The 23,673-nt window shown below is 66.0% G+C and carries 26 protein-coding genes and 1 pseudogene; 11 read left to right on the plus strand and 16 right to left on the minus strand.

Annotated features, from left to right (window positions below; translation table 11 throughout):
• Positions 1-166 precede the first annotated feature (166 nt).
• Positions 167-1,600: an FAD-binding protein gene (locus OG203_RS45685; protein WP_405163444.1), complete on the minus strand. Its 1,434-nt coding sequence runs from the start codon at positions 1,598-1,600 to the stop codon at positions 167-169.
• A gap of 383 nt (positions 1,601-1,983) precedes the next feature.
• On the opposite strand from OG203_RS45685, the gene OG203_RS45690 reads away from it, so the two are divergent.
• From OG203_RS45690 to OG203_RS45700, 3 genes are read left to right on the plus strand one after another with little or no spacing between them, the layout of a single operon-like run.
• Positions 1,984-2,289 carry a hypothetical protein gene (locus OG203_RS45690; protein ID WP_405163445.1) on the plus strand — a complete coding sequence of 102 codons (306 nt, stop codon included), beginning with the start codon at positions 1,984-1,986 and terminating at the stop codon, positions 2,287-2,289.
• Positions 2,277-3,491: an FAD-dependent monooxygenase gene (locus tag OG203_RS45695; protein ID WP_405163446.1), complete on the plus strand. Its 1,215-nt coding sequence runs from the start codon at positions 2,277-2,279 to the stop codon at positions 3,489-3,491. The genes OG203_RS45690 and OG203_RS45695 overlap by 13 nt, the downstream gene beginning before the upstream one ends.
• 49 nt (positions 3,492-3,540) lie before the next feature.
• Positions 3,541-4,224 (plus strand): hypothetical protein, encoded by a 684-nt coding sequence (locus OG203_RS45700; RefSeq protein WP_405163447.1) that lies wholly within the window; start codon positions 3,541-3,543, stop codon positions 4,222-4,224.
• 6 nt (positions 4,225-4,230) lie between these two features.
• Here the strand turns inward: OG203_RS45700 and OG203_RS45705 are convergent, their stop codons facing one another.
• The 12 genes from OG203_RS45705 to OG203_RS45760 form a co-directional block, all read right to left on the minus strand.
• A complete protein-coding gene (locus OG203_RS45705; protein ID WP_405163448.1) occupies positions 4,231-4,662 on the minus strand; it encodes a hypothetical protein in 432 nt (143 codons plus the stop codon).
• Complete coding sequence (locus tag OG203_RS45710; protein ID WP_405163449.1) at positions 4,659-5,597, minus strand: metallophosphoesterase family protein; 939 nt, start codon at positions 5,595-5,597, stop codon at positions 4,659-4,661. Before OG203_RS45710 ends, OG203_RS45705 begins: the two co-directional genes overlap by 4 nt.
• Entirely contained in the window at positions 5,594-6,079 is a 486-nt protein-coding gene (locus OG203_RS45715) for a cupredoxin family copper-binding protein (RefSeq protein ID WP_405163450.1), read from the minus strand. The genes OG203_RS45710 and OG203_RS45715 overlap by 4 nt, the downstream gene beginning before the upstream one ends.
• Before the next feature lie 83 nt (positions 6,080-6,162).
• Positions 6,163-6,852 (minus strand): ubiquinol-cytochrome c reductase iron-sulfur subunit, encoded by a 690-nt coding sequence (locus OG203_RS45720; protein WP_405163451.1) that lies wholly within the window; start codon positions 6,850-6,852, stop codon positions 6,163-6,165.
• Entirely contained in the window at positions 6,849-7,421 is a 573-nt protein-coding gene (locus OG203_RS45725) for an RNA polymerase sigma factor (RefSeq protein ID WP_405163452.1), read from the minus strand. The genes OG203_RS45720 and OG203_RS45725 overlap by 4 nt, the downstream gene beginning before the upstream one ends.
• Before the next feature lie 186 nt (positions 7,422-7,607).
• Positions 7,608-8,123: a peptide-methionine (S)-S-oxide reductase MsrA gene (msrA, locus tag OG203_RS45730; protein WP_405163453.1), complete on the minus strand. Its 516-nt coding sequence runs from the start codon at positions 8,121-8,123 to the stop codon at positions 7,608-7,610.
• A complete protein-coding gene (msrB, locus tag OG203_RS45735; RefSeq protein WP_405163454.1) occupies positions 8,120-8,575 on the minus strand; it encodes a peptide-methionine (R)-S-oxide reductase MsrB in 456 nt (151 codons plus the stop codon). Before msrB ends, msrA begins: the two co-directional genes overlap by 4 nt.
• A gap of 87 nt (positions 8,576-8,662) precedes the next feature.
• Complete coding sequence (locus OG203_RS45740) at positions 8,663-9,433, minus strand: 2-phosphosulfolactate phosphatase (RefSeq protein ID WP_405163455.1); 771 nt, start codon at positions 9,431-9,433, stop codon at positions 8,663-8,665.
• A gap of 89 nt (positions 9,434-9,522) precedes the next feature.
• Positions 9,523-10,185, minus strand: coding sequence for a peptidylprolyl isomerase (locus tag OG203_RS45745; protein ID WP_405163456.1), 663 nt, complete (start codon positions 10,183-10,185; stop codon positions 9,523-9,525).
• A 430-nt stretch (positions 10,186-10,615) separates the two neighbouring features.
• Positions 10,616-11,065: an RICIN domain-containing protein gene (locus OG203_RS45750; RefSeq protein WP_405163457.1), complete on the minus strand. Its 450-nt coding sequence runs from the start codon at positions 11,063-11,065 to the stop codon at positions 10,616-10,618.
• Between the two features lie 48 nt (positions 11,066-11,113).
• Positions 11,114-11,797: a GntR family transcriptional regulator gene (locus OG203_RS45755; RefSeq protein ID WP_405163458.1), complete on the minus strand. Its 684-nt coding sequence runs from the start codon at positions 11,795-11,797 to the stop codon at positions 11,114-11,116.
• A gap of 116 nt (positions 11,798-11,913) precedes the next feature.
• On the minus strand, positions 11,914-12,681 hold the full coding sequence (locus tag OG203_RS45760) for a DsbA family protein (RefSeq protein ID WP_405163459.1): 768 nt from the start codon (positions 12,679-12,681) through the stop codon (positions 11,914-11,916).
• Between the two features lie 185 nt (positions 12,682-12,866).
• On the opposite strand from OG203_RS45760, the gene OG203_RS45765 reads away from it, so the two are divergent.
• On the plus strand, positions 12,867-13,265 hold the full coding sequence (locus tag OG203_RS45765) for an NUDIX domain-containing protein (protein ID WP_405163460.1): 399 nt from the start codon (positions 12,867-12,869) through the stop codon (positions 13,263-13,265).
• Positions 13,266-13,323: 58 nt separating this feature from the next.
• Positions 13,324-14,049 carry a haloacid dehalogenase type II gene (locus tag OG203_RS45770; protein WP_405163461.1) on the plus strand — a complete coding sequence of 242 codons (726 nt, stop codon included), beginning with the start codon at positions 13,324-13,326 and terminating at the stop codon, positions 14,047-14,049.
• 46 nt (positions 14,050-14,095) lie between these two features.
• Here the strand turns inward: OG203_RS45770 and OG203_RS45775 are convergent, their stop codons facing one another.
• Both OG203_RS45775 and OG203_RS45780 read right to left on the minus strand, forming a co-directional pair.
• The gene (locus OG203_RS45775; protein WP_405163462.1) at positions 14,096-15,175 is read right to left on the minus strand and encodes an ADP-ribosylglycohydrolase family protein; all 1,080 of its coding nucleotides are present in this window, start codon (positions 15,173-15,175) and stop codon (positions 14,096-14,098) included.
• Between the two features lie 44 nt (positions 15,176-15,219).
• Positions 15,220-15,951: a TetR/AcrR family transcriptional regulator gene (locus OG203_RS45780; protein ID WP_405163463.1), complete on the minus strand. Its 732-nt coding sequence runs from the start codon at positions 15,949-15,951 to the stop codon at positions 15,220-15,222.
• Positions 15,952-16,009: 58 nt separating this feature from the next.
• Here OG203_RS45780 and OG203_RS45785 point away from each other — a divergent pair, with 58 nt between their 5' ends.
• The 3 genes from OG203_RS45785 (at position 16,010) to OG203_RS45795 (ending at position 20,324) form a co-directional block, all read left to right on the plus strand.
• Positions 16,010-17,371 carry an FAD-dependent monooxygenase gene (locus OG203_RS45785; RefSeq protein WP_405163464.1) on the plus strand — a complete coding sequence of 454 codons (1,362 nt, stop codon included), beginning with the start codon at positions 16,010-16,012 and terminating at the stop codon, positions 17,369-17,371.
• 159 nt (positions 17,372-17,530) lie between these two features.
• Positions 17,531-19,276 carry a DUF3556 domain-containing protein gene (locus OG203_RS45790; RefSeq protein WP_405163465.1) on the plus strand — a complete coding sequence of 582 codons (1,746 nt, stop codon included), beginning with the start codon at positions 17,531-17,533 and terminating at the stop codon, positions 19,274-19,276.
• A 151-nt stretch (positions 19,277-19,427) separates the two neighbouring features.
• A complete protein-coding gene (locus tag OG203_RS45795) occupies positions 19,428-20,324 on the plus strand; it encodes an aromatic prenyltransferase (protein WP_405163466.1) in 897 nt (298 codons plus the stop codon).
• Here the strand turns inward: OG203_RS45795 and OG203_RS45800 are convergent.
• On the minus strand, positions 20,317-20,637 hold the full coding sequence (locus OG203_RS45800) for an NIPSNAP family protein (RefSeq protein ID WP_405163467.1): 321 nt from the start codon (positions 20,635-20,637) through the stop codon (positions 20,317-20,319). The genes OG203_RS45795 and OG203_RS45800 overlap by 8 nt on opposite strands.
• Positions 20,638-21,135: 498 nt before the next feature.
• Between OG203_RS45800 and OG203_RS45805 the strand changes: the two are divergent.
• The 3 genes and pseudogenes from OG203_RS45805 to OG203_RS45815 all read left to right on the plus strand — a co-directional run.
• Positions 21,136-21,594: pseudogene (locus tag OG203_RS45805) on the plus strand (RDD family protein); the annotation flags it as partial.
• Positions 21,595-21,797: 203 nt separating this feature from the next.
• On the plus strand, positions 21,798-22,049 hold the full coding sequence (locus OG203_RS45810) for a hypothetical protein (RefSeq protein ID WP_405168213.1): 252 nt from the start codon (positions 21,798-21,800) through the stop codon (positions 22,047-22,049).
• Positions 22,050-22,481: 432 nt separating this feature from the next.
• Positions 22,482-23,663, plus strand: a complete 1,182-nt coding sequence (locus OG203_RS45815; RefSeq protein WP_405163468.1) for an ROK family transcriptional regulator — start codon at positions 22,482-22,484, stop codon at positions 23,661-23,663.
• Positions 23,664-23,673: the final 10 nt, after the last annotated feature.

The following is a 23,673-nucleotide window of genomic DNA, read 5'->3' on the forward strand; positions in this document are numbered from 1 at the left end:
TGGACAAGCGATCACGGGGAACTGACGTAACTATCCTCTCGCGATTTGCCGCCGCCAGTTCCCCGTGATCATCCGACCAACAGCACTCGGTGCCTTGGTTGGGTTTCGACCAGCCAGCGAGGGTTCAGCTGCGGCACGCCTGGTGCCGGACCGGAGTGCCGCCGATTCAGTTGACCAGGACGGTGTGTATTCGGCCGTCCGGGTCGACGCTTCGGCGGATTTCGTCGAGGCGCGGGTAGTTGGGGCCGTAGTAGCGTGCGAGCAGGTCGCCGGGTTCTAGATAGTTGACGTAGGCGCCGACGGACTCGGGTTGGATGAGCCGGTGGGCCGCGGTGACCCAGGCGAGCGCCGTCTCATGCGGAATCGGCTGGTAGGCACCCCATTCCACGAGCGCGGCGTGGGTGCGCCACGGGAACGCGGTGTCGCCGGGGCCGGTGTCGCGCACCGCGCCGTCGAGGGTGTTGATCTGGACCCATCCGGTGCCACCGGCCGCGGAGAACGTGGTGAGCGCCTGGATGATCGCGCCGATGACCTCAGGGGACATCTCGGTGACGACATCCGAGCCGTTGGTGAAACTCGCTCGCGGCTGAGTGGGGCTGCCGCCAGCGAGCACACTGACCGTGTCCATATGGCTCAGGGTGTTGGTCTCGACCGTCAGCGGTGTCATCGTCGCGGCCGCGAAATCCGCGGCGGCGCCGGGGCCCGCTCCGGCATCACAGACCAGCTGTACCCAGCAGCTCAGGCCGCCGTGACCGTCGGCGTCGACACTGACATCGGCCCACTGGCTGCGGTCGGCGGTCGGCAGCCAGGCCGCCCAACCGGCGATGACCTGTGCCACATGGTCGCCGGGAAATGTCAGCCGTACAACGTCTTTCGAGTCGGCCGGGCAGGTGCGGAGGGTGAACGAGGTGACCACCCCGAACAGCGGTCCGCCACCGCGGATCGCCCAGTACAGGTCCGGCCGCGAGGTCGGGGAAACGTCGGTCACGGTGCCGTCGGGCAGCACCATTGTCGCCGCGGCGATCCGGTCGCAGGTCACCCCGTAGCGGCGGGATTCGAAGCCGATGCCGCCGCCGAGGGCGAGTCCGGCGATGCCGACGTCCGGGCACATGCCGGTGGGGATCGACTGCCCGAACTGATCGAGCGCGTTGTATACGTCATAGAGCGTTTGGCCGGGGCCGACGACCGCTTCGCCGTCCTGATAGCTGACCCCGCCCAGCTGCCGCAGGTCGATGACCATCGCGTTGGTCGCCGAGGAGACTCCCGCGTAGGAGTGCCCACCGGAGCGGGCGGCCACCGTCAGGCTGTTCTCGGCCGCGAAAACGATGGCGGCCGCGACGTCGTCGACCGACGCCACTTGAACGACGGCCGCGGGCGTTTCCGCGTCGAATCGGGTGTTGAAGATCTGCTTCGCCGACCCGAAGTCCGCATCGCCGGGGAGGGCGACCCGGCCTTGTAGCCGACCCTTCAAGTCGTCCCAATTCGCCTGCCCCGCAGCCGCACCGGGGGACGGCCACAGGGAATCCGTGCGCGCGGCAGGATATCCGGACAAGTCGGGCGAACCGGCCAGCGCCCAGCCAGCTACCCCGAGTCCGAACATGCCACGCAGGAACGTGCTGCGAGAAAAGTTAGTGTCGATGACCGACAATTCTACTGCGTGACCGGGTAGCAACGCGACATGATCATTGTAACTAGTTGTGCCAGTATATGTTTCAGCTCGATCACGAACCGTACATGATCGTTACCTACCGCTCGAGTTCCTGCGGATTCACAGAACTCGCACCGCCGCTGCGCTTTCCATAACAGCCGCAGCCCTGCCCCTCGACGCGCCCGGCAACCGCAACCGCAAACCGGACCGCAGCGCGAAGCGCGTCCATCCAATTGGCCGAACCCGCCCCATCCGATTCCGCGCACTCCAAGCCGGATGCGTAGCCAGCTTCGACGGGTACGTCGCCGCATATGTCGGCTGGGACCCCTGAAGCCATGATCGACCCCGGCGGGCTCGAGACCGACTGGATGGACGAGCTGCGCGAGGGGGCAATCGACGGTCTCATCATTGGCGACGCCCTGCACGCCGAACTCGGTCTGGGAGACAACTACTCCGAATTCCGGCCCGGATATGCCGTACCCGGACCAATCACCGAGCAGTCTGACGGCCGACTGAGAGCTGGGAACGGCGAGGCGGGAATGGTTGCCCGATATCGGTTGGCGAGGAGCATGATTGAGTGGGGGTCGCCGCGAGGGGGGCCGATGATCTCGATGACCGAGGTGCACCGATGCGCATTCTGATTTCCGGGGCCAGCATAGCCGGACCCGTGCTCGCCTTTTGGCTCAACCGGTTCGGCTTCGATGTCACCGTCGTCGAACGCACACCGGCACTGCGGAAGTCCGGCGGTCATGCCGTGGATCTGTTCCGGCCGGCCATGCGGATCGTGGAGCAGATGGGTGTGGTCGAGGAGATTCGGGCAAAGGCCACGGGGACCGAGACTCTCGTGATCCGCCGCCCCACCGGCAGTCCGGTGACACTCGAGCTACGCAAACTCTTCACCGCCGTATCCGACAGCCACGTCGAGATCATGCGTGATGACCTGAGTGAGATCCTCTACAACGCAACCTGTTCCGATGCCGACTACATCTTCGACGACTCGATCACCGCGATCGGCGACGACGGCGAGGTCACCTTCGAGCACGGTCCCGCGCAGCGCTTCGACGTGATCGTCGGCGCCGATGGGCTGCACTCGAATGTCCGAGCTTTGGTCTTCGGCCCGGAAGCCGGGTTCACCACCTGGCTCGGCGCGTACCTGGCGATCTTCTCCGTACCCAACTACCTGGAGTTGGACGGTGTCATGGAGATGTTCGTCGACACCGGCCGCGTAGCGGGCGTCTACAGCGCCGCCCACATGAGCGACGCGCGTGCGGGCTTCTTTCTCCGCCCGCCGCGCCCGCTCGACTACCACTACCGAGACGTTGAGCAGCAGAAACAGTTGCTGCGTAGCCACTTCCACGACATGGCGTGGGAAGTGCCCCGCCTGCTGGCCGAGCTGGACAACACCCCATCCTTCTACTTCGATTCGATCACGCAACTACGGTTGGACACCTGGTCCCGCGGCCGGGTCACCCTCGTCGGCGACGCCGCCTACTGCCCAGGCCCGGCCGTCGGCGGCAGCACCAGCATGGCCGTAATCGGCGCCTACATCCTCGCGGGCGAACTCGCCGCACATGCCGATGACCACTCCGCCGCGTTCGGCGCATACGAACACGAGATCGGCGATTACGTTCGTCGCAGCCGCTCTTTCGCTATCGCCGCCGCGAAGACCCTCGTACCCGCCCGCCCCTTCAACGTGTGGGCAATGGCCAACGCCATTCGACTGTTCAACGCTCTCCCCGCACCCGTGAGCCGCGCAGCCGCCAAGCTCAACACCAAGGGTGTGCGTCTACACGACTCGTTCGCCGTGCCGGACTACGCGGCATTCGACATGACGCGCGAGTAGCTCGCACACCCACATGTGGTGCGTGCCGCACGTACTAGATCATATGGATGTGGACCTAGCTCAGATCAGCACGCGCACCGAGGAACTCGCGGCGCGATTCGGTGTGCGGTCACCGCGCGTCGAATCGGGGACCGCGTGCTTGCGGGCACGCGTGCGGAAGGGGAAGCCGATTCTCGCGATCGGTGCCGCGTTCGATGACGTACCGGCGGCCGAGCAGGACGGAGCGCTCGCCCGCGCCGTGGTGCTGCTCGACCTCATCCGAACCGGACAGACGAAGTTCTCGTTCGCTATCGGACTCCTTCTGCAAGTACCGATCGTGGTCCTCGCGGTTGTCGCGATCAACCGCGGCGTACCGCTGTGGCAGCCGATCTGGCCGCTCGCGGTGGCGCTGATGCTCGCGGTGTTCGGACTGTTCGCGGCATTCGCGGTGTGGTACCGGAGCATCGTCTACCGGCTGGACCGCAGAGTGCTGCAGGTGATGGGGCGGCCACTCGTAGATCTGATGCTCGAAGTCGACGCGCGCGAGCGTGCCCAGCGCCGGGGCCTCGGCATGCTTGGCAATCTGTGCGTGCCCGGCGAGACTCGGCGAAGGAAACGGCTGGACACGATCGTGCCTAATCGAGGCGCTCGCCGGTCGATCCTCGCGTCGAGAAAGCCCAACTACTGGTTGTCCGAACACCAGCGTAATCGACTGCGGTCCACCACTTTCGGCCGCGACCTGGACGCGCACTGACTCTCGTCATGCATCGGCCCGAGCTTTCGACGAGACATCTGAGGCGGCAACCGCGCGCCGCTGTGTCCGCCCTCGGTACCTCAGCAGCGAAGCCCCGCACAGGATGACGGTGAGTATCTCCGCGCCGACGCTCAGGGCGGCTTGCGGGGACGGTTGCCAACCTATCTCGCTGAAGCCGAAAAGGCCGGTGGTGCGGGATAGTACGAAGGCAATCAGTGCGCCGGTGGCGAGGGCCGCGGCCACCACCCGCAACGTCCATGGTCCGGCCAATACCAGTACGGCGAGGGCGAATGACGCGGCGGCTTGCAGCAGGAATGATGGCCCGATGATGTGGATGTAGCGGTAGCCGTTGGCGTAGAGGTCGGCGTGCAGGTAGCCGCTGAGCGCGAGGGTTGCGCTGATTCCTATGCGGGCGAGCAGGTCTGGGCGGTCGCTCATTTCAGCGTCTGTTCTTTGATCGCCAACATCTGCTGTCCTTTTTGGTAGGTGACTTCGCGGATACCCAGGGCGTCGTGCAGCTTCCCCGCCGGCAGCGTCACCGGCTTCGGCACCGGACCGTCGCCGGGCTTGGGCAGGGGATAGGCGGTGGTGGTTCCGCTGTAGAAGGTGATGTTGCCCTCGGTCTTCGTGAACAGTTGGTGCACATGGCCGTTGAGACATGTGACGGAGGCGAAGCGCCGCAGGTAGCTCAGCGCTTGGGCGGCATCGTCTGTGCCCCAGCCCCATTGGGGGTACATCGCGAACAGCGGGATGTGGCTGAACACGACAATCGGTGTGTCGCTGGAGAGTCCGGCCACGTCCTTGCGCACGAACTCCAGCTGGTCCTGCCCCAGGTGTCCGAGCGTCTGCTGACTCAACGTGTTCACCAGGGCGATCAGGTGGACGCCGGCGATATCGAAGCTGTACCAACCGTCGCCGCTGGTGCCCTTGCCGAACACCGAACGATACTTCTGGCCCGCGTCATCGGTCGAATCATGTTCTCCGGGAACGGTGAATACGTGCGGCGTGTTCAGTCCCTGCATCATCTGTGCGACCTGATCGAACTGCTCCGGAGTGGCCAGGTGGGTGAGATCGCCGGTGTGGATCACGAAATCGGGCTGGTAGCCGAGCGAGTTGACCTGACCGATCGCCTCGGTGAAGGTATCGGTGACATCGGGATTGGCGGTGCCCTGGAAGCCGATGTGGCTGTCGCTGAGCTGGGCGAAACGCAGTGTCGGCCGGTTGTCCGCCGCCGCGGCCGGTGTGCTGCCCGCGACGTGGGAGATGACCTCGCCGCCGACCACGGTCAGCCCGACCGCCGCGCCGAACCAGGCACTGTGCCGGATCAGCTGCCGTCGCGTCATGGCGTGCGGGTCGCGCTCTGGCTGCTTCATGGGGTGACCACCACCGTTGCCTTCATGAACGGATGGATCGAGCAGATATAGGCGAAGGTGCCCGCCTTGGCGAAGGTGAACGAGTAAGTCGCCCCGGTGCCAAGCCCCGGCGAGTGGAAGCTGCCGTCGGTGGCGGCCACGGTGTGTGGCTCCTCGTCACGGTTGGCCCAGGTGACCTTCGTGCCCGCCTTGACCGTCAGTGTCGCGGGTGCGAACGCGAAGTTGTCGATGTTCACCGCGTTCGGCCCGGCGGGAGCGGCCGCCTGCGCTGGGGGAGACATCGACATGCCTGGCATCCCTGGCATGGTGTCGGCCGCGGCGCCACCCGGCTGGAAACCGGGAGTCGCTGTGCCGGAAGCGAATACGGGCGTCGGCTGCGCGTTGTTCGTGCTCTGACCGCCGCCGCACGCGCTCGCGAACGCCATGAGTGCTGCTGCTGCGGCGACGACCATCATCGGCCGCCCGCCGGGTATACGTCTCATCGATCCGGTCTCCATCCAGTGTGTTTCTGCCCGCTGCCGCGGGTTCCTCACTGATAGATAGGAGCCGGGGTTACACGAGCCCCTCAGCCGGGCTCGGTCGGCGCGAGTACCTCTATCGCGCCGTTGTTTTCCCGCACCTGGAGGTGGGGCAGTGGTGCGGGCGCCACCGGAAGCTGATGGGCGATCACGTGACCATCGGCGGCGAAAGAGGTTGTGTGGCAAGGGCAACGGAGCTGAGCGGTGGGCGCGTCGAGCCAAAGCTTGCAGCCCTGATGCGTGCACACACCGGATACGGCGGTCGGAATGCCGTTGACGCGCCGCACGAATCCGCTCAGGGTGCCGACATCGAAATGAATGATGCCGCCCTCGGGGAAGTCGGCGCTGGCGGCCACGGCGTGCCAGGTGCCGTTGTTCGGCGTCAAAGTCTCTTGTGCCGCAGGCTCGTTCGCTGGTGGACGACCGATCAGGGCGTGATCGATCGCCGCCCCCGTCGCCGCGGCCGCCGCGGCGGCGGAGGTGCCGATCAACACCCAGCGGCGCGGCGTGGCCGCGTCCGGCGGGGATTCGGTTGCCGCACCGTCGATTTCGGTAGCGAGCCGTCGATGCAGATCGGCAAGGAACTCCTCGCTGGGCGCCTGGCTGCCGAGCCGCGCGGCGCGCAGGTCGATGGCCGTGCGCATCTGCTCGGCCTCGTCGGCGTCGGGCCGGAACGCGCGCGGGCGGTGCCCGGCCAGCAACTGCTCGACATAGCGTCGCACGTCCCGACCGCTCACCGCCCACCTCCCGCACTCGCCTGCGCCGCCATCTGTATCGCTCGGTGTTGCAGCACTTTCGCATTAGCGATACTGACACCCAACGCGTTCGCCGCGTCGCGCACCGACAGCCCTTGCAGGAACCGTAGTTCCAGGATCCGACGATAGCGATCCGGCAGCCGGTCGAGTACATCCCGCGCCCGTGCCGTGGATACGGGGTCCGGCGGTTCCGGGTCGGGCCGATCGTCGACGATGTCGTCGTCGATGGTGGTGATCTGCCGACCCATCCGCGTCCGCCAGTAGCCCGCGAGTACGGTGCGCGCGGTGGCCCGCAGGTAGGCGCGTACCTCGGCGACGCTCGCCGATACCCGCAGCGGCTTCAGCGCGGCCATGAACACCTCGGCGGTCAGATCCTCGGCGTCCGGCCGATTCCCGACCTTGGCGAACATCAGCGCGAACACCCAGGCGACGTTGTCCCGGTACACGGCCTCCCAGTCGCGGTAGCCGTCACCGGAGACCAGTCGTAGCTCGCGCTCCTGGCTCGATCCTGGTTCGTCCCGCGACAGGGGCCCGGATACCGTTCGTCCCACCATGCCCACCTTCTGAGTGCCGCGCAACCACGCTTCCCTTCAGGTAGGGAACGGGGTTACACCGGGCATTGGTTCAACCGGCGGGGCCGAACAGCGACTGCGCCACCTGAAGAAGGCGGCGCAGTCGGTTGTGCGTTATTCAGTTACCTTGTGCCCGAACGTATTTCATAACCGTCCGGCACGGGCTTACTTCGCGGCGTTCTCCCGCTTCGGCAACTTCCACCCCGCCCGAGGGAAGTGGCAGGTGTAGCCGTCCGGGTAGCGCTCCAGGTAGTCCTGGTGCTCCGCCTCGGCCTGCCAGAACTCACTCGCCGGGGTCACCTCGGTGACGACCGGTCCCGGCCACAGGCCCGAGGCGTCCACATCGGCGATGGTGTCCAGCGCGACGCGCTTCTGGTCCTCGTCGAGGTAGAAGATCGCCGAACGGTAGCTGCTACCGATGTCGTTGCCCTGACGGTCCTTCGTGGTCGGATCGTGGATCTGGAACAAGAACTCCAGCAGCGCCCGATAGTCGGTCTGCGCCGGGTCGTAGACGATCTCCACGGCCTCCGCATGGCCAGGGTGATTGCGATAGGTGGGGTGGTCGTTGCGCCCGCCGGTGTAACCAACCAGCGTCGACAACACCCCCGGCTGCTTACGGATCAGGTCCTCCATGCCCCAGAAACATCCGCCCGCCAGTATCGCCTTGCGCGTTTCACTCACGCGTCCTCCTTCGTGAACAGAGTCCGGTACTGCCCATAACCTTCCGCCTCGAGGTTATCGAAGTGGACGAAACGCAGCGCCGCCGAATTGATGCAATACCGCAGCCCGCCCTCCGCGCGCGGCCCATCGGTGAACACGTGCCCGAGATGGCTGCCGCCGTGCGCCGACCGCGCCTCGGTGCGAATCATCAGATGACTGAAGTCCCGCTTCTCGACCACATTCCCGGCGTCGATCGGCTTGGTGAAACTCGGCCATCCCGATCCGCTGTCGAACTTGTCGACCGAGGCGAACAACGGCTCACCGGACACCACATCGACGTAAATGCCCGGCTCGTGATTGTCCCAATACTCGCCCGTGAACGCCCGCTCGGTCCCGTTCTCCTGGGTGACGTGGTACTGCTCAGGCGACAGGGCGGCGACGGCCGCGGGATTCCTGTTGTATTCCTGTGCCACATGACCTCCTCATATCGGCCTCTCGTACAACCCGCGCTCGCGGCCGGAAAGTCCTCGCGCGGCCGCACGTCACACTTCGGTCATCATTCAGTGTGCCGCGTCGGTAAAAGCCCCGTCTACCAGCACCGGCACCGACTTGCCCGCATCGATGTCGATCGCGATGGCGACGTCGTCGGCGAACCCGATAGCCGCCAATTCGCGGCCGGAAGCGCAGTTGGCGATCAGCGAAGGGATGTCCGCGGTGGCGTCGTAGCAGGTCTTGGCCGCTGATGCTTCCGGCGAGAGCGGTCCAGCACCGTTCGCGGCGAGGGCCGAGATGACCGCGGCGGCACCGAACCAGTCCTCGATCGCTGGTCGCAGCACGTCCTGGCCTGGCCAGTGCTCACCCGAGGCGATCACCGCGATCGGCCGGTCCACGGTGCCCCAACCTTGCTGGACGATCCAGCGGGCCACCGCGGACGCGTTCCGCAGGCATGCCGCGATCACCGGCACGCCGGTGACGGCGGCGGAAATAGCCGAGCCATTCGGTGACGGCAACACCAGGCGGGCCGGGGCGGGTGCCCGAAGCAACGCGGCGGGCGATAGCGACCACGGCTGCTGTGCGGACGCGGCTTTACGCCCGACAGCCAGTTGCGCGTCATGATCGGCCGCGAATTCCGCCGCGGTCTCGTCTCGCCAGGGATACGGAAAGACCCGCGTCCCCGCGTCGACAGCGACCGATACCGACGTGGTGAACGACAGCACGTCGACGACTACGACCGCCGCGCTGTCGGGCCCTAACGCCCGCGCACCCGCCAAACCCCAGTCGATCCGCACTCCCCACGGAAGTTGTTTCGACCATTCAGGAATCTCTGCCATGCCTGTTCCCCTCCCGCACCGGCTTTACCAGCTGATCAGTGTGGCAGACACCAGCTCGACAGATGTTGCGAGACAAGCGATAACAGTTCCTAGCCCAGGTGCGCGCTGGTAATCACGACCGGCTGGGCGGGCAGTCCGTCGAGTGGGCCACGCTCGGTCGGCGTGATTCCCGCGGCGACCATTCGATCAAGGACGTCCATCCCGCTCACGACCTGGCCGAGCACCGAGTAGTTCGCCGGAATATGCGCGAACGAGTGGACGATGAAGAACTCACTGCCGTTGGTCCCCGGCCCCTGGTTGCCCATGGCCACCGTGCCGCGCTCGTAGGTTTCGGTGCCGTCCACCTCATCGGGGAACTGGTAGCCGGGACCACCCTTCTCCACCTCATAGATGTCGCCGCATTGCAGGACGCCAAGCCGGGCGCTGTCGGTCAGCCGCCAGCATTGGTTCTGGTCGTAGAACCGTTGCAGCACAAGACTTGCCATGTTCTGCACACCGCAAGGCGCGGCACCTGCGCGATTGAGCCGGATGGTGACCGGCCCGTAGTTGAACTGGAACGTCACGTCCATGGTGCCGACGCCGAGCGCGACCGGCGGCGGCTGCAGCACCGGACGGGCGGCGGGATTTTCCGGGGTCGGCGTGAAGGTGCACGACACCACGGGCGGACCCGCCGAGGCCGGCACGGTCCCGGCGACCAGCCCGGACAACGATAGGACGGTAATGGCGAGCGCGGCGCCCCAGCGTGGATGCATAGCAGCAAACTAGCGGATATCGCCGAAACACGTTCGCTAAAGCGGCAATCCGGGCAGGTCCGAGGTGTGCCGATCATCGGCCGCGCGGGGCGAAGTCCGTGGTCATTCCGCCGAACCTCGCCCCACCCCGCATGCCTACAGGCAAGACCTGCCGATTTGGCACGGGTCAACAGAACCAGGCGAGCCTGGATTGACAGAACCGAACGCTGGAGAACCGATCAGGATCGCCATGATCCAACTCAGTGACATGCCAATGAAATCCATACTTTTCCCTTCACTGCGCGGCTCGAAGCCGACAGATCGCGACGAGGGTACCTGAGCCGCCGTACCGTGCGGCGGGTTACTAGCGGGCCGAGCCCGCAGCGGCCCCAATTGTCCACCGCACGTGGCGGATTCACATGCCCCGACTTCTACCGGCGGATGGACGGTCCTAAGGGAGGATGTACCAATACTGGTCGCCGAACGCCGGGAAGCACGTGTACTGGAACACCGGCGCATCCTGGTGATGAACGGCAAGACACTTGCCACTGTGTCCGTTGGTGATCGTCCCCGAATCGTCGACGTACCAGTGCTGGTCGGCGAGCTCCGGGTGGCAGTCGGCCTGGATGACCGGGGCGTTGTTGTCCTTGCTGGAATGGACGGCAAGGCACTTGCCGGTGAACGTGTTCACGATTTGACTGGTTCCGTCCCCGAGCCGCCGGTAACGCCAATACTGGTCGCGAGATTCCGGATGGCAGTCGTCTTGGATGGCTGGCGCGTCATTCTGGTGGACGGCCAGGCACTGCCCGCTGAACTTGTTGGCAAGCAGGAACGGGTCGCTGTCCTCGGCGGTCGCGGACTCGGCAACCACGCCGAGCACGGTCAAGGCCGTGGTCGCCACCGCGATCGCTATGCCCTGCGTTCGTCGGATATGCACGGCTGTCGGCGCTTACCTGTTGGCCACCGCGGTGATTGCGTTGTCTCCCTTGGCAACTGCCGCCCGGGTTCGACGGATATGGGCGCGCATCGCGGCCTCGGCCGCGTCGGCGTCGCCCGAACGGACGGCTTCGAGTACTCGGCTCAGCTCGTCGTGCCCGCACCTGCGGTGTTCGGGCGCCTCGGCGACTCTGGTCAGCGCCAACTGCATCTGGGTGTGCAGTCGTTCGATCAGGGCGCTCAGCATCGGATTGCCGCACGCGGTGGCGAGCAGTGTGTGGAAACGTCGGTCGGTGTCGGCGTAGCCGGTTCCGTCGTGCCCTGTGATCGCCCGCTGTTGCGCCGCGAGGGCGGCCGTCAGGGCTTTGATCAGGCCGGGGGAGCGCGACTCGGCGCACAGTCGCGCCGCCTGCCCCTCCAGCACCTCCCGGATCTGGTGGATGTGGCGGACTTCGGCGGCACCGAGCGTCGCCACGACAACACCGCGCCGCGGTCGTTCCTCGGCCAGCCCGTCGGCGACGAGTTGCAGCACCGCTTCCCGGACCGAGCCACGGGACACGCCGAGCCGCTGGGCCAGGTTCGGCACCGACAACTGTTGTCCCGGTGCGGGATCGCCGCTGAGGATCGCGTCCCGCAATTGGTTGTGCACGGCATCGGTCAGCCGGACCGGCCGGTCTGTCAACTCGTTCAACGCCATCGCGACATCCCCCTCGAACACTTCATGACAACATGATCTACCGATTACCGGTAATCAGTCAAGAGCAGCCGAGGACCACCTAGCCGATCGAGTTGCTAAGTCGCCCTTGCCAATGCCTACCGTGCGGCGGTGACCAGCGGGCCGAGCCCGTCCAGGCCGAAGAGGTGCTGCGCGTCGGTGACCTGTTGACCGTTGATGAACACCGACGGGGTGGACTTGATGCCGCTGCCGAGGATGTCCTTGGTCTTCGCCCGCAGGTAGGGGTCGTACTTGCGGTCGGTAATGCACTGGGCCACTGCGGAATCGGTGTATCCGGTGTCCTTGGCGATCTCGATAAGCCGGTCGTCGGGGAGCCCGTCACCGCCTTCGGCGGGCTGCTGTTCGAACATCGAGGCCAGCCAGGCCTGGTACTTCGACGGGTCCGCCTCGGCGACGCAGTACGACGCGTTGGCTGCCCGCGACGAGTACTGACTGCTTGACGCCCGGTCGAGGAACGAGATGACGTTGTATTCGATGATGGCCGAACCGCTGGTCACGGCGTCCTCGAGCACCTTGGCGTTGGCTTTCTCGAACGCCTGGCAGGCGGGGCACTGCAGGTCGGCGACCACGCGGACGACGGTCTTCGCACCGGGGTCGCCGATCCGGACCGCACCGTTGTCGGTGACGCCAGCGGGTGTGCCCGGCAGCGGGCTGCTGCTCTGCACCGCCATCGGGGTGCCGACGACATTCTCGCGGAGGTCGCGTCCGACGAGCCCGACGCAGACCGCCGCGACGAGCGCGAACAGGACGCCGCCCGCGACGATGGCGACCAGCACCTTGCGATTGTGCTCGGCGCGCTCCGGCTCCGATGGCAGGTTCGACCATCCACCCTGAGTGGTGTTCACCGTGTGTGTCCCCCGTGCTTCTCGCCAATTGAACAGTTTCGCTCCGTCACGATAGTGGTTGCCGAACAGTTGTGGTGACCCTGACCGGGTCGATTACGTGTCCAGTACCCTCGTGCCGGTCGGTTCGGTTACCGAGTCCGATATTCGCTTGCACCCGGCCCGAGCCGGAAAAGTAGGGTGGTCCGGTGATTCGCACAGCCGCGTTGGCCCACGTCAGGGATCGTCGTCTGCTGCAGGCGCGATCGATCGGCAAGGAAGTCTTCTACATGGCGGGCGGGAAGATCGATCCCGGCGAGACGCCCGAGGTTGCGCTCCATCGTGAGGTGCGTGAGGAACTCGGCGTCGGCGTCGTGTCCTTCGACCAGCTCGGTGTGTTCCGCGCGCAGGCCTACGGCCACGCCTCCGGCACCGAGTTGCACATGACGTGCTTCACCGCCGAACTGGATGGTGAACCGGAGCCGACGAGTGAGATCGCCGAACTGCGGTACTTCACCGTAAGCGAGTACGCCGCAATGGATCACGTCGCGCCCGGCTCGATGCTGGTGTTCCGCAAGCTGCACGAGCTCGGCGTCGTCGACTGGTAGGTCCGTGCGTACCTCGCGCTTCGATCCGTGCGATGTTGTTGTAGGGAAGGGAGATCCAATGTCCGAGTTCGATCCGGCGGCCATCCAGGTGGTGGCCTGTGACATCTTCGGGACCACCGTGGATTGGTATACCGGGGTGTCCGAGCAAGCCGCCGAAATCTTCCGTGCGGCCGGTGTCGACCTCGATGCCGAGGTATTCACCAACGAGTGGCGAGAGATGTATTCGCCTGCCATGCAACCTGTTACGGACGGCGAGCGAGACTGGGTCTACCTCGACACACTGCATCGGGAATCGCTCGACAGCCTGCTGGACCGGCACGGCGTCGGCGCGGCACTCGACGACGCGGCACGCGGCCGCCTGGTCCGTGCCTGGCATCTGCTGCCCGCCTGGCCCGATTCCGTCGAAGGCCTTGCGCGCCTGCGTCAGCGCTACACCATGGGCGCGCTGTCCAACGGTGGTTTCGCGTTGCTCACCCGGCTGGTCAAGGCCGCCGACCTGCCCTTCGACTGCATCCTGTCCGCTCAACTCGCGCAGAGCTATAAGCCTGCACCGCGGGTGTATCGGACCGCGGCCGGTCTGCTCGACGTCGACCCGTCTCATGTGCTCATGGTCGCGGCGCACACCTGGGACATCGATGGTGCCCGCGAGGCCGGGTTGCGCACCGCCTTCCTCGAGCGTCCGCGGGAGAAGGGGCCGCGCCACAAGGCGGACCGTGGCGAGGACACCGTCAGCGATCTGACCGTCACCAGTTTTGTCGAGCTTGCCGAAACGCTCGGCTGCTGAACGGTTTTGCGGCTGCCCGACCTTTCGCTGGGTCGGGCAGCCTCAGCTATAGGCCTTCGTCCAACGGGTAGCGGGCATCGAGCGCGGACCGGTCACCGACGCCGTAGTTCATCACGAGGTCGTCGGCGACCTGGATCAGCACGTCGCGCCCCTCGACCGTGGATACCAGGTCCATCGGCAGTCCGGAGACGCCGTAGACGGCGCCGATCAGGTTGCCAGCCACCGCGCCGGTGGAATCGGAGTCGCCGGAGTGATTCACCGAAAGCAGCAGTGCCGCGCGCGCGTCGCCGGTCTTCGTGGCGTGCAGGGCGCAGTACACCGCGATGGCAAGGCATTCCTCGGCGATCCATCCCGCGCCGACCTGCTCGACCCGTTCGGCGGTCGGCGGCTCCTCGGCCAACTCGACGGCCCGCGTGAGCGCGGCCACCGTTTCCTCGCTCAGCGGGAATCCGGTGAGCTGAATTACCGTCTGCTGCACCGCGATCGACAACTCGGTACCGCTGATCACCCGATCGATCAGTGCCGCGAACGCGCCTGCGGCGAGGTATGCCGTCGGATGTCCATGGGTCAACTGGGCGGCCCGTGCCGCGATGATGAATGCCTGATCGGGTCCCATACCCGCGAGTCCGAATGGCGCGGAACGCATTACGGTGCCACATCCTTTCGACTGCGAATTGACCAGACCTTCCGCGCCGAACGGCACCGGCTCGAGATATCCGCGTGACTGCCGCTTCAGCCCGGAAATGCACGCATTGCCCGGTGCCCGCGCCGCATACAAGAACGGCAGGCTCGCCAACCAGCCATCGCTATGGGCCGGCGGCCCTTCTCCTTGCTGAGTGTGTAACCAGCGCAGGTAAGCCCGACGCAACGCGGGCACCGGATCGGTGCCAACCGCGGACCGCAGCAACCCCTCCGCGGTAAACAATGTCATCTGCGTGTCGTCGGTAATCTGCTGTGCCGCTTGCTCATCCAGCTGCGGCAGAAACCCGGTCACCCCGTCATCGCCGTACCGCCCCAGAATCTGGCCAAGCTTCAGGAATTCGATAGGCCACCCCAACGCGTCACCGACCGCCCCACCAAGCAGAGATCCCCGAACCCTGTCAAAGATCGTCGCGTAATCAACCATAAGACAACATCATTACCCACTTACCCCGCCCATGTCCCGCCACCTCAACGGATTTCGCCTTGGGAGTCTCTGGCTCGGCGCATGTTGGCGGCGTAGCCGTCGAGCAGGCGGTCGAGGCCGTGGCGGAAGCCGCGTTCGGCGCGGTCCGCCGCGTGGGGTTCGTTGGCGTCCAGCCATGCGCGGGTGACCGACGGGTATCGTCCACTGTCGATGATCACTTTGGCGTAAGCCTCGTGTGCCGCCATCCAGGCGTCCAGGTCTTGGCCGGATCGTTGGGTCGCGGCCCGATCCGCCAACTCGCGCACGGCGTAACCGTGTACGTAGGCGTCGAGTGATTCGACGATGATGACCATTTCGTCGATGGTCAGCGCCCACCCTTCGACCGCGCGTAGCCCGCGTTCCTGCACCGCCAACCCGTGTGGCCCGACGGCCGGGCGACCGGACAGCGATGCCATCCAGGGATGGTCGAGGATCAAGCCACGTTTCCACGAGGCCAGCACGCTGAGGTCGCGGCGCCAGTGGTGGGTCGGCGGTGGTGGCGGCACCGATCCCAATACGTGGTCGACCATCAGGTCGAACAGGTCGTCCTTCGAGGCCACATAGCGATAGAGCGAGGTCGTGCCCGTCCCGAGTTCAGTGGCGACCCGCCGCATCGACACGGCGTCCAAGCCGTCGGCGTTGGCGACGCGGACGCACGCGGCCGCGATTTCGTCGCGGCTGTGCGCGGGTTTCGGGCCGCGTGCCGCCCGTTCCGGCCGCATCCAGATGACATCCACTGCGAACACTGTATCCTAGTTTCGAAACTGCGAACACTGTGCCCGGGGAGGCCCAAAAATGGACGTCATAGTTGTCGGAGCCGGTCCGGTCGGACTGCTCCTCGCCGCCGAACTGAAGCTGGCGGGCGCCAACCCGGTTGTCATCGAAAAGCTCGACGGCCCATCGGGCGAGCCGCGTGCCAGGGGCATCGGCCCGCTGGCGACCGAGGCGCTCGTCCGCCGTGGCCTCGGTGCCGCGCTTGCCGAACACGACGAGCAGGGTCGCGCGGATAAACTCCGCGATCATGGCAGCACGAAGGGCCACTTCGCCTCGATCTTCAAGATCGATCAGGAGGCGCAGGAGGAGCCCGACCGCCGCTTCACGCTGATCTGGCAGCCAGCGCTGGAGAAGATCCTGCTCGACCACGCCCGTGGTCTCGGCGTGGAAATCCGCTACGGCACCGAGTTGACCGAGCTGCACCAGGATGGCGACGGCGTCATCGCCAACGGGCTTCGCGCCGACTACCTGGTCGGCTGCGACGGCGGCCGCAGCACGGTCCGCAAGCTTGCCGGGTTCGAGTTCCCCGGCACGCCGCCGCTGATGACCGTGCGCCGGGTCACCGCCCAGGTCACTGGCGAACTGCCACCACCCGGACGGCTCGACGACGGCACCCTCTACTACGGCCACGGCATCGTCGCCACCTTCGATTTCGAGGATCGCGACCGGCACGACGGCCCGATCACCGCCGAGGAGATGCAGGCCAGCATCAAGCGGGTGGCCGGTGTCGACGCGACGGTGACGGACGTGGGTGCGGGCATCCGCTTCACCGACCAGGCACGCCAGGTCACCGACTATCGTCGCGGTCGCGTGTTCCTCGCGGGCGACGCCGCGCACGTCCATTCCCCGAGCGGCGGTCAAGGCCTGAATCTCGGCCTGATGGACGCGGCCAACCTCGGCTGGAAACTCGCGAACGGCAGGGACGAACTGCTCGACACGTACCACGCCGAGCGCCACCCCGTCGGCGCCGCGATCCTGCACAACACGCGCGCACAGTCCGCGTTGTTGCGGCCCGGCGCGCACACCGACGCGCTCCGCGACATCGTCTCGGACCTGATGGAAATACCCGAGGTCGTACGCTATTTCGGCCGAATGATCTCCGGCTTCGGCGTCCGGCACGAGCTGCCGTATCCGGTGCGCCACCCGCTCGCCGGAACATACTGCCCCGACCTGCATCTCACCTATGCCGACGGTAGCCACGGCAGGCTCGCCGATCTGACCCGCTCCGGTGGGCTGGTGCGGATCGGGCCGCCGGAGATCGTCTCGACCGGGCGCGAGGATCTGGCCGCGGCGTTGATCCGTCCGGACGGTGTCGTCGCATGGGCGGCCGCGCCGGGCGACTCGCTCGAGCTGCCGACCATCGCGCGCAGCACATGGGCCTAGCTTCATGCGCCAGCACGAAAGTCGGCACCGAGCCCGGCGGAGCAGCGACCGATGGGACGGACCGTTGACACGAAATCCCTGACCTGTCAACGTATCGAAGGACCGTGAGGTCCCTGATTCCGCTGGGCACCTCGGTGTCGTGGAATCGGAGAGTGCTGGATGGGGTTTCTCGAACCCGAACTGCCCGTTGTCGATATGGCGGAGTGGAGCAAAGGCACTCGCAGCGAACGGATCCGCCCGATGGCCAGGCACTGGGCCGAGGTAGGTTTCGGGACGCCGGTCGCGCTGCACCTGTTCTATGTCGGCAAGATCTGCCTCTATGTGCTCGGCGGCTGGCTGATCGTGTTGTGCACCAAGGGCATCGACGGATTCACCAATGTCGGGCAGTGGTGGTCGGAGCCGATCGTCTTCCAGAAGGCGGTGCTGTATACCTTGCTGTTCGAGGTGGTCGGACTCGGCTGCGGATTCGGGCCGCTGAACAACAGATTCTTTCCGCCGCTCGGCTCGATCCTGTATTGGTTGCGGCCCAAGACCATTCGGCTGCCACCATGGCCCGAACGAATTCCGTTGACCAAGGGCACGACTCGTTCGCCGGTGGATATCGCGCTGTACGCGGCATTGCTGGTGATGGCGGCGATTGCGTTGCTGTCCAACGGAACCGGCCCGGTACCGGAGTTGGCTACGACGGTGGGACTGTTGCCGCTGTGGCAGATCGCCGTGATCCTCGGCCTGCTCGCGGTACTCGGATTACGCGACAAGGTGATCTTTCTGGCCGCCCGCGGCGAGGTGTACGCCACGCTGGCCGTCACCTTCCTGTTCACCGGCGCCGACATGATCGTCGCCGCGAAACTGGTTTTCGTGGTGATCTGGATGGGCGCCGCGACATCGAAGCTCAACAAGCACTTCCCGTTCGTGGTGTCCACCATGATGTCGAACAGTCCGGTGTTCCGGCGAAAGTCGCTGAAGCGCAAGTTCTTCGAGGACTTCCCCGACGACCTGCGCCCCGGCCGCCTATCTCGCCTCTTCGCCCACGGCGGCACGGCCGTCGAAATGGGTGTTCCGGCGGTGCTGTTCTTCTCGCACGGCGGCCTGCTGACCGCGATCGCCGCGGTCGTGATGATCGGCTTCCACCTGACGATCCTGACCGCCGTCCCGATGGGCGTGCCCCTGGAATGGAACGTCTTCATGATCTTCGGCGTACTGGTGTTGTTCGTCGCGCACGCCGATCTCGGCCTCGCCGACCTGCACAATCCCGTGCCGGTCGCGGTGCTGTTCGTCGTGATCGCGGGCATCGTGATCGCGGGAAACCTGTTCCCGCACAAGATCTCGTTCCTGCCAGGCATGCGCTACTACGCGGGCAACTGGGATACCACGATGTGGTGCGTCAAACCGTCCGCGGCCGCGAAGATCGGCGAGGGCATCGTCGCGATCGCCAGCATGCCGCAGGCGCAACTGGAGCGATTCTACGGCAAGGACCGCGCGCTGATCCCGATGTACATGGGATATGCCTTCCGCGCCATGAACACCCACGGGCGCGCGCTGTTCACCCTCGTCCATCGAGCCATGCCGGCGGGCCGCGAGGACGAGTACACGATCACCGACGGCGAACGCATCTGCAGCACCGCCCTCGGCTGGAACTTCGGCGACGGCCACATGCACAACGAACAGCTCATCGCCGCGATGCAACAGCGATGCCACTTCGAACCGGGAGAGGTGCGCGTTGTGCTGCTGGACGCCCAGCCGATCCACAAAGGGACACAGGAGTATCGCCTCGTCGACGCCGCCACCGGCGAGTTCGAACGTGGCGTCGTGTACGTCGCCGATATGGTGACCCGCCAGCCCTGGGCCGACGACGTGCCCGTGCACGTTCGCCACAGTGAGTCGCCCGACGCGCACCACGGCTGACATCGTCAACCGGCCTGGCAATACCCCAGGAAACCCCGGTTCCCGCCCCGGCACCCCGCTATCCTTACCCAAGGCTTTGTGTTTGGCGTACTTGTTCCTGAGCCGTCGGCGGCGCGGACCGCCTGTGGCTCTTGGGTATTCGAGGTGACCCATGAGCGCATCCGCCGTCCTGACACTCGATCAATTCCGGCAAGACCTGCGGGCCTACGCGCGGCTTGCCGACGTCCGCTATGACCCGTCGGTCGTCGATCCGGTCCTCGACACCCTGTCCGAACTGTGGACAAGCTCCGCCATCGGCGTGCGCACCACGACCCAGCCGGTGCACGAGCGCGACGTCAACACCCGCGTGATGTATCCCGGCGCGCCAACCGATCTGATCGCGACCCTGCGTGACGCTGGACTGCTCACCTTCACCGGACACCCGATGGAACAGCTGCTCACCGAGATCTGCGCGACCATGCCGGTCTGCTCGGGTGTCGATCTCGCGCTCGGGCGCGGCGTGCAGAAGATCTGGCTGGTCTTCCCCGAACTGGTCAGCGTGCGGCGGATACTCGACTTCCCCGGCATGCCCGACGCGGCCCGCGCGCACGCCGCGCACCTGTCCCGCTACGGCGGCCGAATCGGCATCCTCGCCGTCGATTTCCCCGCGCGCACGATGAACCTGTATTCGCAGGTGTTCGAATCGGGCCAGCTCACCGCCGCCGATATCACCACGATCCTGGCCGACCTCGACTTCGTCGCCGCCACCGACGACGAGCTGACCTTGCTCGGCCGCACGTTCAACCTCTACCGCACGTTCTCCTGGACCGCACCGCGCATGCAACGCATCTGCTTCCCGCTGCGCTGCACGGCATCGACCTTCCCGACCCACCTCGACCCGGTGCTGGCGCGCTTCGTCGACAAAGCGCCTTTCGCCGATCCGGACGTCCGCGGCTTCGTGTTCTATACCGCCTATGGCCCCACCGACCGGTACTACAAGGTCCAGGCCGAATACGCCGCCGTCCAGCGGGCGACGTTCCCGGGCGGCACCGTTCCGCCCGTCAATTGATGTCGCGGTCCGGCAGCATCGGGCGCATGAAGGTCCGCTCGTACCGGAGTACACATCCGCTCTCATCCCTGATCCGATCGGCCTCGATGAAATCGGGATCGACGCCGAACAGCGCTCGGTACTGTTCGTAGGCACTGAGGCTGGCAAAACTGAACAGCGCGATCGCCTTGTCGCTCGCGCCCTCCGAGGGCAGGAAATAGCCGTGATGCGTGCCGCCGTGCCGATCTACCAGGTCCATCCACCGGCGACCGAACCGCTCGAACGCGTCGATCTCGGCGGGATCAATTACGTACTCCACTACACAAGTGATCACGACGTCAGACTAACGATCGAGGACGCGACCGGCCGGACAGCGCCGCCGCGAAGTGTGTTCTGGTTCACACACTGTTTGGATGCCCGGGACCGGGGCATACAGCCGGTCGGGCGCCGCACAGTGCGGGCCGTCGAAACCGTGCATCGGAAGGATCGGTATCTGTCGTGGGTGTGCTGCTGGTGGGAATCGGTACTGCGTCAGCCGTCGTGATCGCAACGCACGGGCTGGTGGTGGCCGCGCACCTGGCGCAGCGCCGCCCGGCCCCGCGGCGTCGGGCAGTCGCCGTAGACGTCCACCCGGTGACCTCCCCGCGGGTGTCCGTCTAGCACTGACGGTTCGCGCCGGGTTTCGAAACGTCTCCTCGACTCGCGATTCGAGCGTCCATGTCGGCTGTTCGGCCGATGGTGTGCGCTCGCCACGGCGAGGAATCTGGGAGGGGCAAGACAGAGCGTCGGATAGCCGGGCCCTGGCCGCCCGGACAGCCGGAACCGCGAAGAGGTGCACACGTTGGCCGAGCACACGCCCGACCTGGCTCCGGCGAAGCGGCGAATCGCCGCATGGGCCATCGACTTCGCCCTCATCGTGGCCGTGGCCGCCGTACTCGGATCGATAACGCACTACCGGATCGCCGACTACCTCTCCGGCCGGCCCGGCCTCGCGCAATCCGGCGGCTGGGATCTGTTCCGCGCGAACGGAAACTGGGGTGGCGCGGGCGAGGCATTCGGCTGCGAGGCCCTCGTCGTCTTGGTGATCATGGTGTTCGCCTACCAGTTCGCGTCCCTGGCGTGGAAGGGGCGCACACTCGGAAAACTCTTGCTGGACATCAGAGTTCATTCATTCGCCGACCCGCAGGGCAACCTCGGCAAGTGGCAATCGGCCCGCCGGGCGCTCGCGAGCACCGTGGTCGATGTCGGCCTGTACGCCGCCGCCTGCATCGCACTGCTCGCAGGCACATTCGTTTTGTCCCTTGCCCTTTGGCTCATCGCTGTCGCCGCCTCGGTGTTCAATGCTGTTTCCTTGGTAGGCGGCCGAACCGTGATCGATCGCATCTCGGGACAACGGTCGTCCGCGCGGGGCGGTATCAAAGGTCTTGGCAGGCAGCCGGAGACGCGGCGATCCACGAGCGAGGCACCCAGGGCGTGCAAGTCGGCCTCGAACGAATGCAGGCGGTCACGAACGCCATGGAGCAACAGGCGCAACATCTTGCCGAGGACGAGCGACTCCGGCAGTTGCGTGAATCGACCAGGGCGGTGCAGGTGCATCGGCTGCGGCAGAGCGCGGGCAGGCACACCGGCGAGGTCGCCCGGCAGTTGCTGAATTCCGAACGGGGACAGCAGGCTCAGGACACCGCCAAGCAGGTCAGCAAGAATCTCCTGGCGGCGTACGAGCAACACCGCGGCACCCGCGGCTGACTCTCCGCACCCTTCGCCATGCCTGCGTGACCAGTCCCAGGCAAGGTCGTCTGGGGAAATGCTGAACGTCAGATGATGTAAACACTGGGTATCGCGACGGGCTTGCTGAAGCCGACATCCACCGCCATCTGATCGCGGCGGAAAGACCTAACGCATCCCGATAGCGATCGACTATTAAGTCGAGATATGTTGTGGTGAAAGCTACTTCGCAAAACTACACGTCCATCAGGTGTCTCGACGTTCGATCATGAGCGCCACCCGACCCTCAATGAGGGTTGAGGTCAATACGGCTTTGCGTCACATGACGTTTGGGTATCCAACCTGCGGACACCGATTGACAGCCGGGTCAAACCGGACATACAGTCCCTCCTCAAAGTAATTGGAAACTTTCCTAATAGTTCACCCGTCGTGCGGTGAGGGGAGGGGTGTCACGTGACTACGCGACAGACCCTCGCGGGCACACCAAGCCTGCTGCGCGCCATCAACGATCGCGCCGCGCTGGAGCTGCTGCTCGCCAACGGCCCGCTGTCCCGAACCCAAATCGGTACTCTCACCGGCCTTTCCAAGCCGACTGCCTCACAATTGCTGGCCCGCTTGGAGACGGCCGGGCTTGTCGTCCCGGTCGGCACCATGGCGGGCGGCCCAGGACCGAACGCGCAGCTGTACCAAGTCAATCCGGCCGCGGGGTACGTGGCCGGACTCGATGTGACCGCCTCGCGGATCAAGATCGCCGTCGCCGATATCACCGGCAGAACCCTCGCCGAGCACGAGGTGTCCACCAAGGGCTGGCCCGCCGCCGAGACCACCACCAGGGTGGGCCAGGCGGTTGCCGAGACGGTCGAGTTGACCGGGCTCGCCGAGGCGATGTGCTGCGAGGTGGTCATCGGCATCGGCGGCGCGCTCGACCCGGCCACCGGCAAGCTGCGCTACGCGACACACCTGCCAGGGTGGCACTCGCCGCGGCTGATCGCCGAGCTGGAGGCGGCCACCGGCTGCTCGGTGTCGATCGAGAACGACGTCAACCTCGCCGCCATCGCCGAACAGGCGCACGGCGCGGCGCAAGGTTGCGAGGACTTCGTGCTGCTCTGGACCGGCGTCGGCGTCGGCGCGGCGATCGTGATCGCGGGCATGCTGCACCGCGGATTCCACAGCGGCGCAGGCGAAGTCGGCTACATGCCGCTGCCAGGCGCGCCGATCATCCGTGACGTACGCCGCAAGAATTCCGGCGGCTTCCAGGAATTGGCCGGTGCGCCAGCGGTTTTGGCGCTGGCGAGACAGCACGGACTGTCCGCGCCGACGGCCGCGCTCGTGGTGGCCGAGGCACTGGAGACCCCGGGCGCCGGCGATGCCTTCCTTGCCGAGTTCGCTGGCCGGTTGGCCCTCGGGCTGTCCTCGATCGTCGCGGTGGTCGACCCCGAGCTGCTGATCCTGGCCGGTGACGTGCCGCGTTCCGGTGGCGAACGACTGCGAGGGCTCGTCGAACAGGCGCTGACCGAGCTCACCTTTCCGCGACCGGAGGTGCGCTCCAGCACCGTGCCCGGCTCGCCCGTACTCCATGGAGCGCTGGAACGCGCCCTGGCCACCACGAGGGACTCCGTGTTCTCGACCCATTGATCCGCCGCTC

The organism is Nocardia sp. NBC_01499 (genome assembly GCF_045040275.1).
Taxonomy (GTDB): domain Bacteria; phylum Actinomycetota; class Actinomycetes; order Mycobacteriales; family Mycobacteriaceae; genus Nocardia.